Raw genomic sequence first — 14,256 nt, forward strand, 5'->3', positions numbered from 1 at the left:
CGCCAGCGTTCGTCCTGAGCCAGGATCAAACTCTCCGTGAATGTTTACTCGGCCAGTAAATGAATACTGCCGGTTGAACACCACGAGAGCGGTGCGAGAGGAGGAATAGTCCTCTCGCACACAGCGTCCTCGCTGTGTTTTTTCAAAGGAACCTCATCCTCGGCGTTCACTGCCGGGGACGGGGTATCAACATATCTGGCGTTGACTTTTGGCACGCTGTTGAGTTCTCAAGGAACGGACGCTTCCTTTGTACTCACCCGAGATACTCTCTCAGGCTTTCCTCCGGGCGCTTCCCTTCGGTCTTGCGTTTCCGACTCTATCAGATCTTTTCTCGATCCGATTTCCTCGGCGCTTTCCAGGTTTCCGCTTTTGTTTCGCGGTTTCCTTTCCGGCGGTTCCGACTTTATCAGAACTTCCGGGCCGGTCAGACCGGCCGTTCATTTCCGATTTCATCGGGAGGGGGCTTGTTCGGAATCTTCGTTCCGAACCGCCGCATAGATTCTAACTCGCTGCCGACCGGATACTGTCCAGTCCAGGCAACTGTTCGAATCTACCTCCCCGCACGCTCCGTGTCAACGGCTCCTGCGGGGCGAAGAGGAGACTAGCAGTTCGGCGAGCGTGCTCGCACATCAGGCGGCCGTCGGCGCGGCCGCGCTGCGCTCGGACGCGTCGATGTCACCCGTCTCGCCGATGCGAGCGGCCCTGGCGCCGACCACGTAGACGTAAACCAGGAAGATCAGTTCGGCGGCGACGCCGATGGTGATGCGGGCCCAGGTGGGCAGGCCGGAGGGGGTGACGAAGCCTTCGATGGCGCCCGACACGAAGAGGACGAGGGCGAGGCCGATGGCCATGCCCACGGCGGCTCGGCCTTCCTCTGCCAGGGCGGTGCGTCGGGTGCGGGGGCCCGGGTCGATGAGGGTCCAGCCGAGGCGCAGGCCGGTGCCGGCGGCGACGAAGACCGCGGTGAGTTCGAGGAGGCCGTGCGGGAGGACGAGGCCGAGGAAGGTGTCGAGGCGGCCGGCTGAGGACATGAGGCCGATGCCCACGCCCAGGTTGAGCATGTTCTGGAAGAGGATCCAGAGCACGGGCAGGCCGAGGAAGACGCCCAGGACCAGGCACATCGCGGCGGCCTGGGCGTTGTTCGTCCAGACCTGTGCGGCGAACGAGGTGGCCGGGTGGCTCGAGTAGTAGGTCTCGTACTGGCCGCCGGGCCGGGTGAGTTCGCGCAGTTCGCTGGGGGCCGCTATGGAGGACTGCACTTCCGGGTGGGTGCCGATCCACCAGCCGAAGAGGGCGGCGACCGCGGTGGAGACGAGTGCGGTGGGTACCCACCAGTGCCGGGATCGGTAGACCGCCGCGGGGAAGCTCCGGGTGAGGAAACGGGTGACGTCGTGCCAGGAGGCGCGTCGGGTGCCTGTCACGGTGCTGCGCGCGCGTGCCACCAGTTGGCTGAGCCGGCCGGTGAGCTGTGGGTCGGGGGCGCTGGACTGGATCAGGGAGAGGTGGGTGGCGGTGCGCTGGTACAGGGTGACGAGTTCGTCGGCCTCGGCGCCGGTGAGGTTGCGTCGGCGCAGGAGGGCGTCGAGGCGGTCCCACTCGGGTCGGTGGGCGGAGACGAAGACGTCGAGGTCCATCGGTGTGCTGCTCCTCGGCTGTTCGTCGGCGGCCGGTCGTAGGTGTCAGCTTGTCGTACCGCGGTGCGGTGTTTGCTCAGCTTGGCAGACTGGCCGGTGTCGGGGCAGGTCGGTGAAGGGGTGGCGGGCGTGAGTGAGCTGGTGACGGGCGAGGCGGTGGCGCTGGAGTTGCGGCCTGCCAGGCTGCCCAGCAGGGTTCTGGCCGCGTTGCTGGATCTGACGGTGGTGGTCGTGGTCTACGTCGTCGTGAGCATTGCCTTGCTGGCGGCCACGGCGTCCTTGGACGAGGCGGCGCAGATGGCGGTGTCGATCGCCTCGTTCCTGCTGGTGTTGGTGGGTGCGCCGATCGCGGTGGAGACGCTCAGCCATGGGCGGTCGCTGGGGAAGCTGGCGTGTGGGCTGCGGGTGGTCAGGGACGACGGCGGGCCGATCCGTTTCCGGCACGCGCTGGTGCGGGGCGCTCTCGGTGTCGTCGAGATTCTGCTGACCGCGGGGGTTGTCGCGTGCATCGCCTCGCTGGTGTCGGCGCGGGGGCGGCGGCTCGGGGATGTCTTCGCCGGGACGCTGGTGGTGCGGGAGCGGGTGCCGGTGGCGCGGTCCGGCTTTCTGCCGCCTCCTCCTCCGTGGTTGGCCGGGCGTTTCTCCGGGCTCGATCTGTCGGCGGTCCCGGATGGTCTGTGGCTGGCGATCCGGCAGTACCTGGGGCGGATGAACCAGCTGGATCCGCGGGTCGGCTGGGCGATGGCGGAGCGGCTGGCCGGGGACCTCGCGGCGAGTACGGGGGTTCCGGTTCCGGAGGGGGTGCCGCCGGCCGCGTTTCTTGCGGCGGTCGTGCAGGAGCGGCAGGTGCGGGAGGCGCGGCGGGCCTTCGGGGGTGGGAGTGGTGTGGTGCACCCGGTGGCGCAGCCTGGCCCCGGACACGGTTCTGGTCCTGGTCCTGGTCCTCTGGGTGTGGTCCCTCATGGTTCTTCGGCCGTGCAGCAGTCTGCTGCGGTCGGTCGTGCTTCGGCCGGGGAGGCGGAGGCTCCCTATCGGGCGCGGCCGTCGGACGGTGGGGATCAGGCGTCGGCCGAGCGTCCGGCCACGGGGTTCGTGCCGCCTGCGTAGTCGCCGCAGCCCCCGTGCGGTTCCCGGGTTCAGTCGAACGTCGACGGGGGTGATTCGAGGTCTTCCAGTTCGATGCCGGGTGCCGCGAGGACCACGTCGCCGGCGATGTGGACGGCGTGCTGTTCGCCCGTGTCCAGGGCTGTGACCTGGTACTGGTCCACGATCAGGGGGCCGTTGTCAGTGGCGTGTGTTTCTCTGTCCACCAAGGCCCAGGACTGGTCGACGGTGCGGGGGGCGAGGACGGGGTCCGTGAAGGCGACGAGGCGTACGCGGGTCGCGGACGAGGAGGGGGTGAGGCGCAGGAGCCGGGTGGTGGCGACGAGGAAGGCGGGGGATGTGCCGGTGAAGGCGTGGGCCTGGACGTTGCCTTCCGTGGCGTGGAGGCCGGTGGGGTCGGTGCGGACCCAGGTGACGCCGTCGAGGGCTGCGCCGCGTACCTGCCAGCTGCTCGCGTGGAGTTCGAGGCGGAGGGGGCGGCCGAGGTCGTCGAGGGTGAGGTCGACGGAGCCGCTGTGGTCGCCGGTGGGGGTGGTCAGCCGGGAGACGTAGCGCCAGCCGGAGGGGCCGGGGGCGCACTGGAAGTGCTCGTGGGCGAGGGGGGTGTGATCGTGCGGATCGTGGAGCGCATAGCGGCCGCGGGGCATGAGGGTCGTCCTGGGGTCTGACGGGGTGGTCCGGTCGCCGCGGCGTGCCGGTCCGGCGCCGGTGACGGCCGGGCCGGCCTGGGACCGAAGGGGCAGGCCCCCCGACACGGGGGTGCGGGGGCCTGCCTCGGAGGACCTGCCTGTGCCGGGGAGCGCGTCAGTGCACTGGTGCGGTCCCCGGCCGGTGGGGCTGCGGACTCAGTAGCGGTAGTGGTCCGGCTTGAAGGGGCCTTCGACGTCGACGCCGATGTAGGCGGCCTGCTCGGGGCGGAGCTTGGTCAGCTTCACGCCGAGGGCGTCCAGGTGGAGGCGGGCGACCTTCTCGTCGAGGTGCTTGGGCAGGGTGTAGACGCCGATCGGGTACGCGTCGGGCTTGGTGAACAGCTCGATCTGGGCCAGGGTCTGGTCCGCGAAGGAGTTGGACATCACGAACGACGGGTGGCCGGTGGCGTTGCCCAGGTTCAGCAGGCGGCCCTCGGACAGGACGATGATCACCTTGCCGTCGGGGAAGGTCCAGGTGTGGACCTGCGGCTTGATCTCGTCCTTGACGATGCCGGGGACCTTGGCGAGGCCGGCCATGTCGATCTCGTTGTCGAAGTGGCCGATGTTGCCGACGATGGCCTGGTGCTTCATCTTGGCCATGTCCGAGGCCATGATGATGTCCTTGTTGCCGGTCGTGGTGATGAAGATGTCGGCCTTGTCGACGACCTCGTCGAGGGTCGTGACCTGGTAGCCGTCCATCGCGGCCTGCAGGGCGCAGATGGGGTCGATCTCGGTGATGATGACGCGGGCGCCCTGGCCGCGGAGGGATTCGGCGCAGCCCTTGCCGACGTCGCCGTAGCCGCAGACGACGGCGGTCTTGCCGCCGATGAGGACGTCGGTGGCGCGGTTGATGCCGTCGACGAGGGAGTGGCGGCAGCCGTACTTGTTGTCGAACTTCGACTTGGTGACGGCGTCGTTGACGTTGATCGCCGGGAAGAGGAGGACGCCGTCGCGCTGCATCTCGTAGAGGCGGTGGACGCCGGTGGTGGTCTCCTCGGTGACACCGCGGATCTCGGAGGCGAGCTGGGTCCACTTCTGGGGCGTCTCGGCGACGGTGCGGGTGAGGAGCTCGAGGATGACGCGGTGCTCGTCGGACTCGGCGGTGTCGGGCGAGGGGACCTTGCCGTCCTTCTCGTACTCGACGCCCTTGTGGACGAGGAGGGTGGCGTCACCGCCGTCGTCGAGGATCATGTTGGGGCCGCCGGTGGGGCTGTCCGGCCAGGTCAGGGCCTGCTCGGTGCACCACCAGTACTCCTCCAGGGTCTCGCCCTTCCAGGCGAAGACGGGGACGCCCTGCGGGTTGTCGGGCGTGCCGTTCGGGCCGACGGCGATGGCGGCGGCCGCGTGGTCCTGGGTGGAGAAGATGTTGCAGGAGGCCCAGCGGACCTGGGCGCCGAGGGCGACCAGGGTCTCGATGAGGACGGCGGTCTGCACGGTCATGTGCAGGGAGCCGGTGACGCGGGCGCCGGCGAGGGGCTGGGCCTCGGCGTACTCCTTGCGGATCGCCATCAGGCCCGGCATCTCGTGCTCGGCGAGGGTGATCTCCTTGCGGCCGAATGCGGCCAGGGAGAGGTCGGCGACCTTGAAGTCCTGTCGGTTCTCGACAGTCGTCATTGCGAGCTGCTCCTCGGGGTTGGGTCGAGGTCTGGGTACGGCTGGTCTGCGCGGCGACGGACACAGGGGTGCCCGAAGGGGACACAGGCATGCCCGCGTGTGCGCAGCGCAGTCCGTCGGAGGCCCTCTCTCCCTCGGTCGGTCCGCGGGGGGACCGCCCGACCGCCATCAGCAGCGACGTCTGGCTCCGTTCCAAGCTACACCGGCGGCGCGGGAGGTCCCCAGTCCACCTCCGAACAGATCACGCCGATCACGGAGTGTGAGCGGGGGCGGGGCGGCCGGAAAAGGGGCGGGGCCCGCCGGTGGTCGGCGGGCCCCGTCGGGTGAGGTGGGGTGGAGGGAGGAAGGGTCAGTGGCCGGATGCGGGACCCGGCCCGCCCGGGGCTGCCTCCCGGTCCGGGCCCTTGGCGGCCTCGGTCTCGCTGTAGATGTCGGGCTCGAGGTAGATGACGCGGGCGATGGGGACGGCCTCGCGGATGCGGGACTCGGCGGCGTCGATGGCGCGTGCGATGTCGGCGGCCGTGTCCTCGTGCTGGACGGCGATCTTGGCGGCGACGAGGAGTTCCTCGGGGCCGAGGTGGAGCGTGCGCATGTGGATGACGCGGGTGACGGTGTCGCCGTCGACGAGGGCGGCCTCGATCTTCTGGGTCTCCTCCAGGCCGGCGGCTTCGCCGAGGAGGAGGGACTTGGTCTCGGCGGCCAGGACGAGGGCGATCAGGACGAGCAGGACGCCGATGCAGATGGTGCCGATGCCGTCCCAGACGCTGTCGCCGGTGATCAGGGCCAGGCTGACGCCGAGGAGGGCGAGGATCAGGCCGACGAGGGCACCCAGGTCCTCCAAGAGGACGACGGGGAGTTCGGGTGCCTTGGCGTGGCGGACGAACTCCGTCCAGGACTTCCTGCCGCGCAGGACGTTGGACTCCTTGATGGCCGTCCGGAAGGAAAAGCACTCGGCGATGATCGCGAAGATCAGGACGCCGACCGGCCAGTACCAGTGTTCGATGTCGTGCGGGTGCTGGAGCTTCTCGTAGCCCTCGTAGATGGCGAACATGCCGCCGACCGAGAAGAGGACGATGGAGACCAGGAAGGCGTAGATGTAACGCTCGCGGCCGTAGCCGAAGGGGTGTTGGGGGGTGGCCTCGCGCTTGGCCTTCTTGCCGCCGACCAGGAGGAGTGCCTGGTTGCCGGAGTCGGCGAGCGAGTGGACGCCCTCGGCGAGCATCGAGGAGGAGCCGCTGAACGCGAACGCCACGAACTTCGATGCCGCGATCGCGAGGTTGGCGACGAGTGCCGCCACGATCGCCTTGGTACCGCCTGACGCGCTCATGTGTTCGCGTGGTCCCTTCGTGCTCGGGTTCGTCCTCGGGGCGCTCGTGCCGTCGTCGGCATTGCCCGTCCTTTGCGGTGGGCATTGTTGCAGCCCGGACCGGGATACGTGTGCCCGGAGGGCCGAGTGGGATGCGTCAGGCGACGACCGTGGCACGGAAGACCGTACCGGCTCCGGACACTTCGGCCTCTTCGCCCGCGGGGACGAAGACGGAGTGGCCGGGCGTCAGGGGGTGTTCGCCCGCGCGGACGGAGCCCGCCGTGCAGAGGAGGATCTGCGGGGTCGGGAGGGTGAGGTCGTGGGGGCGGGCGCCCTCGGGGAGGACGTACCGGGAGAGGCGGAACTCGTCGATGGGGGTCTCGTAGAGCTCCTCGCCGTCCGGGCCGGCCTCGGGGCGCAGGACGCGGGGGTCGCCGGGCTCGAAGCGGACGATGCGCAGGAGTTCGGGGACGTCCACGTGCTTGGGGGTGAGGCCGCAGCGCAGGACGTTGTCGGAGTTGGCCATGATCTCCACGCCGAGGCCGCTGAGGTAGGCGTGCGGGATGCCGGCGCCGAGGAAGAGGGCCTCGCCGGGCTGGAGGCGGACGTGGTTGAGGAGCATGGCCGCGAGGATGCCGGGGTCGCCGGGGTAGTGGTGGGCGATGCCGGCGTAGGGGGCGTAGTCGCCGGCGAGGCGGTCGCAGGCGGCCGCGGCGGCCGTGACGGTGTGGGCCGTCTCCTCGGGGTCGGCGGTGAGGATGGCGGTGAGGACCTCGCGCAGGGCGGCGTCCTCGGGGTGTGCGTGCAGGAGGTCGACGTACGGCTTGAGGGAGTCGATGCCGAGGCCGTCGAGGAGGTCGGCGGCGCGGGCGGGGGCGCGGAAGCCGCAGAGGCCGTCGAACTCGGTGAGGGCGCAGATGAGTTCGGGCTTGTGGTTGGCGTCCTTGTAGTTGCGGTGCGGGGCGTCCAGGGGGATGCCTCGGCGTTCCTCGTCCTCGTAGCCCTTCCTGGCCTGTTCGAGGTCGGGGTGGACCTGGAGGGAGAGGGGGGCGCCGGCGGCGAGGATCTTGAGGAGGAAGGGGAGGCGGGGGCCGAACCTGTCGACGGCTGCCTTGCCGAGTTCCTTGTGCGGGTCGGCCTCGATGACCTCGACGAGGGTGCCCCGGCTGGTGCGGGAGGGGGCGCCCGGGTGGGCGCCCATCCACATCTCCGCCTGCGGTTCGCCGGTGGGTTCGACCCCGAGGAGGTGCGGGATGGCGGTGGGGGAACCCCAGGCGTAGGGGCGGACGGTGTTGTCGAGGCGGTCCATGAGCGGTTTCTGCCTGCCTTGTATGGGTCTGTCGCGGGCTGTCCGCGACGGTCCGTGCGTCGTGTGTGCCTGCGACGGCCGCCGTGTGTCTGTGGACGGTCCCTGTTGTCCGTGGACCGTCGCTCGCCAGATCAGGCTCCCGAGGCGAGCGCCAGGTAAACGGCGGCGAAATCCGTGATGGCGATCAGTTCGGCGAGGGTGACGACTTCGTCGCCGGGCTCGGGTTCGAGTTCGCTGATCGGCGTGTCGTGGCTGAGGGCCAGGTCGCGGGCGGCGGGGGCGGCGGTGAGGCCGCCGATGGGGCGGTCGCGCAGCAGCACCACGCGCGCGTGCAGGGCGGGCGGTTCCTCGACGCGGTCGCGGAAGAAGTCGTCCGGGTCGGCGCTGGCGGCGAGGGGGCCGGCCAGCAGGGCACTGTGGGCGGCGAGGGCCTCGGGGAGCTCGGCGACGACGGCGGGGCGGCCGGCGAGTTCGGCGAGCGCGGCGGCGAAGCGGCGGCCGGCGGGGCCGGCGGAGGTGCCCTCGGTCCAGATCACGGGGAGGGCGTCGGCGAGTTCGGCGGCCAGCGTCTTGGCGGGGTTGCTGTAGGTCGCGATGGCGGGGCCGCAGCGTTCGGCGATGTGGTCGAGGCGGTCGGCGACCTTCTCGAGGGCGTCCGGCGGGGCGGAGAGCAGTGCGATGCGGTCGAGGAGCGCCAGGAGGGGGGTGAACAGGGCCCACAGGACGCCGGGGGCGGAGGCGGCGACGGGGGGTTGGTCGTCCTGCTCGTACGGCGCGGTCGCCAGGGGGACGAAGAGGCCGTGGGCGGCGGACACCGCTTCGGTGAGCGGGGAGTGGGCGGGTGCTACGGCGGCGACGGTGCAGCCCCGGCGGTAGGCCTGCTCGGCGAGGAGGGAGAGGCCGGGTTCGGTGCCGTCGGGGGTGGCGATCAGCAGGAGGTCGAGGGAGCCGATCCAGCCGGGGAGTTCCCAGCGCAGGGCGCCCGCGGCGGGGGCGACGCCGGTGGGGGCGAGGCGGGTGACGGGGCAGGCGGCGCCGGCGAGGGTGCCGAGGAGGTCGGCGACGGTGGTGGCGGCGGCGCCCGGGCCCGCGATGAGGATGGCGCGCGGGCGGCCGTCGGGTTTGAGTTCGCGGACGCCGGCATCGGTGGCGTGCCGGACCGCGGTGCGGACGCGGGCGCCGGCTTCGGCCGCTCCGCGCAGGAGGGCGCGGTGGTCTGCCTCGGCCAGGGCCTCCGGCGTGTCGAGCAGCGATTCGTCGAGCATGGCGTCAGTTCTCCGATCGCCGGGTCGTCGTCGGTGTGCGTGCGCCAGGGGGCGTGTGGGGGGGGGACCTGCGGGTGCGCCGTTACGCGGGGCGGCGGGCCTCGTCGACGAGGAGGACGGGGATGCCGTCGCGGACCGGGTAGGCCAGGCCGCAATCCTGACCGGTGCAGATCAGCTCGGTGTCCTGCTCCTCGAGGGGGGCGTGGCAGGCCGGGCAGGCGAGGATCTCCAGGAGGCCGGCTTCGAGCGGCATGGGGTGTCCCTTCGGGTGTCCGCGCGGTCGTGGCGGGTGTGGCGTGGTGCGGATGTGCCTGGTCAGCGTACCGCTGGTGGGGGCGGGGTGTTGGGGTGACCGGGGTGGTGGCCCGGCGGGTCCCGCCGGCCCGGTGGAGTTCCCCGCCGGGCGGGCTTCGCACCCCGTCCGGCGGGGCCGGCTGCCTCAGCCCCGGATGATGCCGAGCACCTCGTCGCGGATCTTCCTCATCGTCGCCTCGTTCCGTGCCTCCGCGTTCAGGCGCAGGAGGGGCTCGGTGTTGGAGGGGCGGACGTTGAACCACCAGTCCGCGGCGGCGACGGTGAGTCCGTCGAGTTCGTCGAGGGAGACGTCGTCGCGGCTGCCGTACGCGGTCTTGATGGCGGTGATGCGGGCCGTCTGGTCGTCGACCGTGGAGTTGATCTCTCCGGAGCCGGTGTAGCGGTCGTACTGGGCGACGAGGGAGGACAGCGGGGCGTCCTGGCCGCCGAGGGCCGCGAGGACGTGGAGGGCGGCGAGCATGCCGGTGTCGGCGTTCCAGAAGTCCTTGAAGTAGTAGTGGGCGGAGTGTTCGCCGCCGAAGATGGCGCCGGTGCGGGCCATCTCCGCCTTGATGAAGGAGTGGCCGACGCGGGTGCGGACGGGGGTGCCGCCGTTCTCCTTCACGACCTCGGGGACGGTCCAGGAGGTGATCAGGTTGTGGATGATCGTGCCCTTGCCGCCGTGCCGGGCGAGTTCGCGGGCGGCGACGAGGGCGGTGATCGCGGAGGGGGAGACCGGTTCGCCCTGTTCGTCGACGACGAAGCAGCGGTCGGCGTCGCCGTCGAAGGCGAGGCCGAGGTCGGCGCCCTCCTCGCGGACCCGCTTCTGGAGGTCGACGAGGTTGGCCGGGTCGAGGGGGTTGGCCTCGTGGTTGGGGAAGGTGCCGTCCAGTTCGAAGTACATCGGGACGAGCGTCAGGGGCAGGCCGGCGAAGACCGTGGGGACGGTGTGGCCGCCCATGCCGTTGCCCGCGTCGACGACGACCTTCAGGGGGCGGACGGAGGTCAGGTCGACGAGGGAGCGCAGGTGTGCGGCGTAGTCGTCCAACGTGTCGGCCTGGGTGAGCGTTCCCGGGGCCGGGGCCGGCTCGGGGGCGGCCGTGTCGGTCCAGCGTTCGACGAGTTCACGGATCTCGGTCAGGCCGGTGTCCTGGCCGACCGGGGCCGCTCCCGCGCGGCACAGCTTGATGCCGTTGTACCGGGCCGGGTTGTGCGAGGCGGTGAACATGGCGCCCGGCAGGTTCAGCGCGCCCGAGGCGTAGTACAGCTGGTCCGTGGAGCACAGGCCGATCTCGGTGACGTCGACGCCGCGTGCCGCCGCGCCGCGGGCAAAGGCTCGGGAGAGGGCGGGCGAGGAGGGGCGCATGTCGTGGCCGACGACGATCGCCGCGGCGCCGGTCACCTGGGCGAAGGCCGCGCCGAACATTTCGGCGAGCGACTCGTCCCACTGGTCCGGGACCACCCCGCGTACGTCGTACGCCTTCACGATCTGCGACAGATCAGCAGCCACGGCCAAACCTTCCTGAAAGTTCTGTGAGTCACCACAAACTACCCGGAGCGACCGGCGGTGCGCTGTGGGTCCGCCGTGTCCGACCCGCAGCCGTAACGCGGATCGTCTTCTCAGGTCAGAACGGCCCTATGGAAGCATCCAGTCCAGTACCGGTGAGCTCTGGCCGACGACGATCAGGCACATCACCAGCAGCAGGCCCAGGCTCCAGGGCAGCACCTTGCGCAGCAGGTCGCCCTCGCGGCCGGCGAGCCCCACGGCGGCGCAGGCGATGGTGAGGTTCTGCGGCGAGATCATCTTGCCGAGCACGCCGCCGGAGCTGTTCGCGGCGGCCAGGAGTTCGGGTGAGAGGCCGGACTCGCGGGCGGCGGTGACCTGGAGGGCGCCGAAGAGGGCGTTGGCGGAGGTGTCGGAGCCGGAGACGGCGACGCCGAACCAGCCGAGGACGGGTGAGAGGAAGGCGAGTCCGGCGCCGGCCGCGGCCACGAAGTGCCCGATCGTCGCCGCCTGACCAGACAGGTTCATGACATAAGCGAGGGCGAGGACGGACGTCACGGTGAGCACCGCGAAGCGCAGCTCGTGGACGGTCGCGAGCCATTCCCTGAGCGCCACGCGCGCGTGGACGCCGAGCACGGCCGCCGTGCCCACCCCCGCGAGGAGGACGAGCGTGCCGCCCGTCGAGACGACCGGCCAGGTGAAGACGTTGCCGCCGACCGCCTGGCCGTCGGCGTCCACCACGTCGAGGAACGGCCAGTCGTACGTCCGGGTCGCCCCGGCGAGCCATTCCTTGACGGCCGGGATCTGCGCGACGGAGAAGATCGCGACGATGAGCGCGTAGGGGGCGTAGGCGCGGGCGACCTCGCGGCGGGGGTCCCGCTCGTCCCGTTCCTCGCTGCGCGCACCGGTCAGCACGGACGCGCGGACCGCCTCGGGAGCGGGCACGCGCGCGTGCGGTAGGGCGACCAGGGCGCCCGCGCCCGCCAAGGCGGCGCCGATGTCGGCCAGTTGCGCGGAGAGGTAGTTGGAGGCGGCGAACTGGGCGACGGCGAAGGCGATTCCGCACACCAGGGCGGGCAGCCAGGTCTCGCGCAGGCCGCGCCGGCCGTCGACCAGGCCGACGAGCACGAGCGGCACCACGAGGGCGAGCAGCGGGGTCTGACGGCCCACCACGGAGGCGACGGTGTCCAGGGGCAGGCCGGTGACCTGAGCCAGCGTCACGACGGGGGTGCCCATGGCGCCGAAGGCGACCGGCGCGGTGTTGGCGACGAGGGAGACCACGGCCGCGCGGACCGGGTCGAAGCCCAGGGCGACGAGCATGACCGAGCAGATGGCGACCGGGGCGCCGAAACCGGCGAGCGCCTCCAGCAGGGCGCCGAAGCAGAAGGCGACGACCAGGGCCTGGATGCGCGGGTCGTCGGAGAGCCGCCCGAAGGAGCGGCGCAGGACGTCGAAGTGCCGGGTGCGGACGGTCATCCGGTACACCCACAGGGCGTTGACGACGATCCACAGGATGGGGAAGAGACCGAACGCGGCACCCTGGGCGGCGCTGGAGAGCGTCTGGCCCACCGGCATGCCGTAGGCGAGGTAGGCGACCAGAACGGCCGCCAGAAGGCCTGTCAGGCCCGCGAGATGGGCCTTCACGCGGACGCCGCCGAGGAGGATCAGGACGATCACGAGGGGAAGGGCCGCCACGAGGGCGGACAGGCCGAGCGAGCCGGCGACGGGCTGCAGTTCCTGGACGTACACGGGCGCCCCCGATTCCGCCATGCGGAAAGCGATTTCTCGTTTCTCGACTGGACGGAATGGTCGCGTCCACGCCAACGCGCGTCAATGGGTGTGCGCCGGTCCCGGCGGAAGTACGCCCGTACCGGCGGCGGGCGACACGGCGGCGGGCGACAGGGGTGGAGAAGCGGTTCAGCTGTCCGGCGAGCGCAGCACCCGGAGATGGCCGCGGCGCGCGACCTCCATCGGGTCCGCCCCACGGTGCCCGCCACCGGCCCCGGCCGCGCGCTCCTGCGGGCGGGCGGCCTCGCGGACGGCGTTGGCAAGCGCTTCCAGATCGTCACCGCTCGGGCGCGCGGGAGCCGAGCCGTCGAGGAGCCGGACGACCTCCCAGCCGCGCGGGGCGGTGAGGCGCTCGGAATGCTCGGCGCACAGGTCGTAGCAGTGGGGTTCGGCGTAGGTCGCGAGCGGACCGAGGACCGCGGTCGAATCGGCGTAGACGTACGTCAGCGTCGCGACGGCGGGTCGGCCGCAGGCGGTTCGCGAACAGCGACGTACAGGGCTCACGACGTTGGACGGTACCGCACTCTTGAGCGGGCCGCGACGACTCTCCACCAGGTCACTCCACCGTGTCGTGTTGTGAAACGCCCCACAGGCCACTCCAGTCATACCTCGCTGACCTGCACGAACACCAGTCCTCGGGGCGAGGAAGACCATCGGGGCCGGTCACCGGTCGGTACAAACCCTGCCAATTGCCATGAGTTCGCCGGTCTCGGAGAGATACGGAATCGAGCTCAACCTTGGCTGGAATGGTCATCCTGCGACATGCCGTGCGGAGCGGTCGGGCGGTGTCCGGGTCGCCGCGTGGGGCCGGGCGGCCTATCCCGGCGGGGACTACGCTTCGGTGGTGATGGACAGCCCCGTACCGCCCCGTGCCGCAGGCCCCGGGCCCCGTCGCCGTGATCGCCACGGCCGGGGCATGCGGGGACCGATCGCGCCCCCTCAGGTGCCGCTGGCCGCGAGCCGTGCCGACGTGTTCGCGGATCTGGTGCAGGACTCCGTGGAGCGGCTGGAGCGGCGATGGCCGCAGCTCGCCGAGATCGATTTCCTGGTCCTGGAGGTACCCCGGCTGGACGGGGCCGGGGAGCCGTGGAACGACGAGGCGGTGCCCCTGGGCGGGACGATCGCGGCGCGCGACGGGCGCCGGGCGCGGGTGGTCGTCTACCGGCGGCCGGTCGAGATCCGCACGAAGGGGCGGGACGAGCGGGCCGCGCTGGTGCACGAGGTCGTCGTGGAGCAGGTGGCGGAGCTGCTGGGGCTGACGCCGGAGACGGTGGATCCCCGGTACGGGGAGGACTGAGGGGGCGGGGGACTGAGGAGCGGGGAGGACTGAGGAGCGGGTGCGGCGGGGGTAACCGAGGCTCGGACGTGACGCCGAGGCTCGGAGGGCGCCGGCCCGCCGCGTGTGCGCCGAACCTCGGCGCGGGAGAGTCCCGGCTCGGGACGGTGTGCGTTCGTCCGACCGTCGCCGTGGGCTGGTGCTGGGGGTCGGTCGCGCAGCCCGGCGTTGCGGGGTGCCGCCGCGCCCACCCGTGCCGCCCCAGGCGGCACGACCGCCCGCGGGGGGACGGCTCGAGCGGGCGTCGGACCGCGGGTGGACGGCTCGAGCGGGCGTCGGGCCGCGGGGGGACGGCTCTAACGGGCCCCGGGCCGCGGGTGGAGACGGCGCGAACCGGCCGCGTCCGCGGGTGGACGGCTGCAGCGGGCCGCGTCCGCGGGAGGACGGCACTCACGGCACGACGACCCGCGGAT

General features: G+C 71.5%; 12 protein-coding genes. 2 read left to right on the forward strand and 10 right to left on the reverse strand.

Annotated elements, in window-relative coordinates; all coding sequences use genetic code 11:
- Window positions 1-629: 629 nt before the first annotated feature.
- Entirely contained in the window at window positions 630-1,634 is a 1,005-nt protein-coding gene (locus tag ACIHAR_RS13070; protein WP_400019174.1) for a stage II sporulation protein M, read from the reverse strand.
- Window positions 1,635-1,763: 129 nt separating this feature from the next.
- On the opposite strand from ACIHAR_RS13070, the gene ACIHAR_RS13075 reads away from it, so the two are divergent.
- Window positions 1,764-2,741 (forward strand): RDD family protein, encoded by a 978-nt coding sequence (locus tag ACIHAR_RS13075; protein WP_400019176.1) that lies wholly within the window; start codon window positions 1,764-1,766, stop codon window positions 2,739-2,741.
- A gap of 29 nt (window positions 2,742-2,770) precedes the next feature.
- Here ACIHAR_RS13075 and ACIHAR_RS13080 read toward each other — a convergent pair whose 3' ends face one another.
- The 9 genes from ACIHAR_RS13080 to ACIHAR_RS13120 all read right to left on the reverse strand — a co-directional run bounded on the left by ACIHAR_RS13080 (window position 2,771) and on the right by ACIHAR_RS13120 (window position 13,059).
- Window positions 2,771-3,385 carry a hypothetical protein gene (locus ACIHAR_RS13080; protein WP_400019178.1) on the reverse strand — a complete coding sequence of 205 codons (615 nt, stop codon included), beginning with the start codon at window positions 3,383-3,385 and terminating at the stop codon, window positions 2,771-2,773.
- A gap of 198 nt (window positions 3,386-3,583) precedes the next feature.
- Window positions 3,584-5,041, reverse strand: coding sequence for an adenosylhomocysteinase (gene ahcY / locus ACIHAR_RS13085; protein WP_365469057.1), 1,458 nt, complete (start codon window positions 5,039-5,041; stop codon window positions 3,584-3,586).
- A 349-nt stretch (window positions 5,042-5,390) separates the two neighbouring features.
- Window positions 5,391-6,368: a cation diffusion facilitator family transporter gene (locus ACIHAR_RS13090; protein ID WP_365469054.1), complete on the reverse strand. Its 978-nt coding sequence runs from the start codon at window positions 6,366-6,368 to the stop codon at window positions 5,391-5,393.
- 136 nt (window positions 6,369-6,504) lie between these two features.
- Window positions 6,505-7,656, reverse strand: coding sequence for a mannose-6-phosphate isomerase, class I (gene manA / locus ACIHAR_RS13095; protein WP_365469051.1), 1,152 nt, complete (start codon window positions 7,654-7,656; stop codon window positions 6,505-6,507).
- Between the two features lie 131 nt (window positions 7,657-7,787).
- The gene (locus ACIHAR_RS13100) at window positions 7,788-8,921 is read right to left on the reverse strand and encodes an SIS domain-containing protein (protein ID WP_365469048.1); all 1,134 of its coding nucleotides are present in this window, start codon (window positions 8,919-8,921) and stop codon (window positions 7,788-7,790) included.
- An 82-nt stretch (window positions 8,922-9,003) separates the two neighbouring features.
- On the reverse strand, window positions 9,004-9,174 hold the full coding sequence (locus ACIHAR_RS13105; RefSeq protein ID WP_078936097.1) for a Trm112 family protein: 171 nt from the start codon (window positions 9,172-9,174) through the stop codon (window positions 9,004-9,006).
- Window positions 9,175-9,360: 186 nt separating this feature from the next.
- Entirely contained in the window at window positions 9,361-10,725 is a 1,365-nt protein-coding gene (locus ACIHAR_RS13110) for a phosphomannomutase/phosphoglucomutase (RefSeq protein ID WP_400019182.1), read from the reverse strand.
- A gap of 126 nt (window positions 10,726-10,851) precedes the next feature.
- A complete protein-coding gene (locus ACIHAR_RS13115; RefSeq protein WP_400019404.1) occupies window positions 10,852-12,468 on the reverse strand; it encodes an L-lactate permease in 1,617 nt (538 codons plus the stop codon).
- 168 nt (window positions 12,469-12,636) lie between these two features.
- A complete protein-coding gene (locus ACIHAR_RS13120) occupies window positions 12,637-13,059 on the reverse strand; it encodes a DUF3499 domain-containing protein (protein WP_365469041.1) in 423 nt (140 codons plus the stop codon).
- A gap of 295 nt (window positions 13,060-13,354) precedes the next feature.
- Here ACIHAR_RS13120 and ACIHAR_RS13125 point away from each other — a divergent pair, with 295 nt between their 5' ends.
- Complete coding sequence (locus ACIHAR_RS13125) at window positions 13,355-13,804, forward strand: metallopeptidase family protein (protein WP_365469072.1); 450 nt, start codon at window positions 13,355-13,357, stop codon at window positions 13,802-13,804.
- Window positions 13,805-14,256: the final 452 nt, after the last annotated feature.

Source organism: Streptomyces sp. NPDC052016, from assembly GCF_044548445.1.
Taxonomy (GTDB): domain Bacteria; phylum Actinomycetota; class Actinomycetes; order Streptomycetales; family Streptomycetaceae; genus Streptomyces.

Bases quoted from the DNA above. Each gene is read 5' to 3' on its own strand.
- ACIHAR_RS13070 (WP_400019174.1), bottom strand. From the start codon at position 1,634: ATGGACCTCGACGTCTTCGTCTCCGCCCACCGACCCGAGTGGGACCGC.
- ACIHAR_RS13080 (WP_400019178.1), bottom strand. From the start codon at position 3,385: ATGCCCCGCGGCCGCTATGCGCTCCACGATCCGCACGATCACACCCCC.
- ahcY (WP_365469057.1), bottom strand. From the start codon at position 5,041: ATGACGACTGTCGAGAACCGACAGGACTTCAAGGTCGCCGACCTCTCC.
- ACIHAR_RS13090 (WP_365469054.1), bottom strand. From the start codon at position 6,368: ATGAGCGCGTCAGGCGGTACCAAGGCGATCGTGGCGGCACTCGTCGCC.
- manA (WP_365469051.1), bottom strand. From the start codon at position 7,656: ATGGACCGCCTCGACAACACCGTCCGCCCCTACGCCTGGGGTTCCCCC.
- ACIHAR_RS13100 (WP_365469048.1), bottom strand. From the start codon at position 8,921: ATGCTCGACGAATCGCTGCTCGACACGCCGGAGGCCCTGGCCGAGGCA.
- ACIHAR_RS13105 (WP_078936097.1), bottom strand. From the start codon at position 9,174: ATGCCGCTCGAAGCCGGCCTCCTGGAGATCCTCGCCTGCCCGGCCTGC.
- ACIHAR_RS13125 (WP_365469072.1), top strand. From the start codon at position 13,355: ATGGACAGCCCCGTACCGCCCCGTGCCGCAGGCCCCGGGCCCCGTCGC.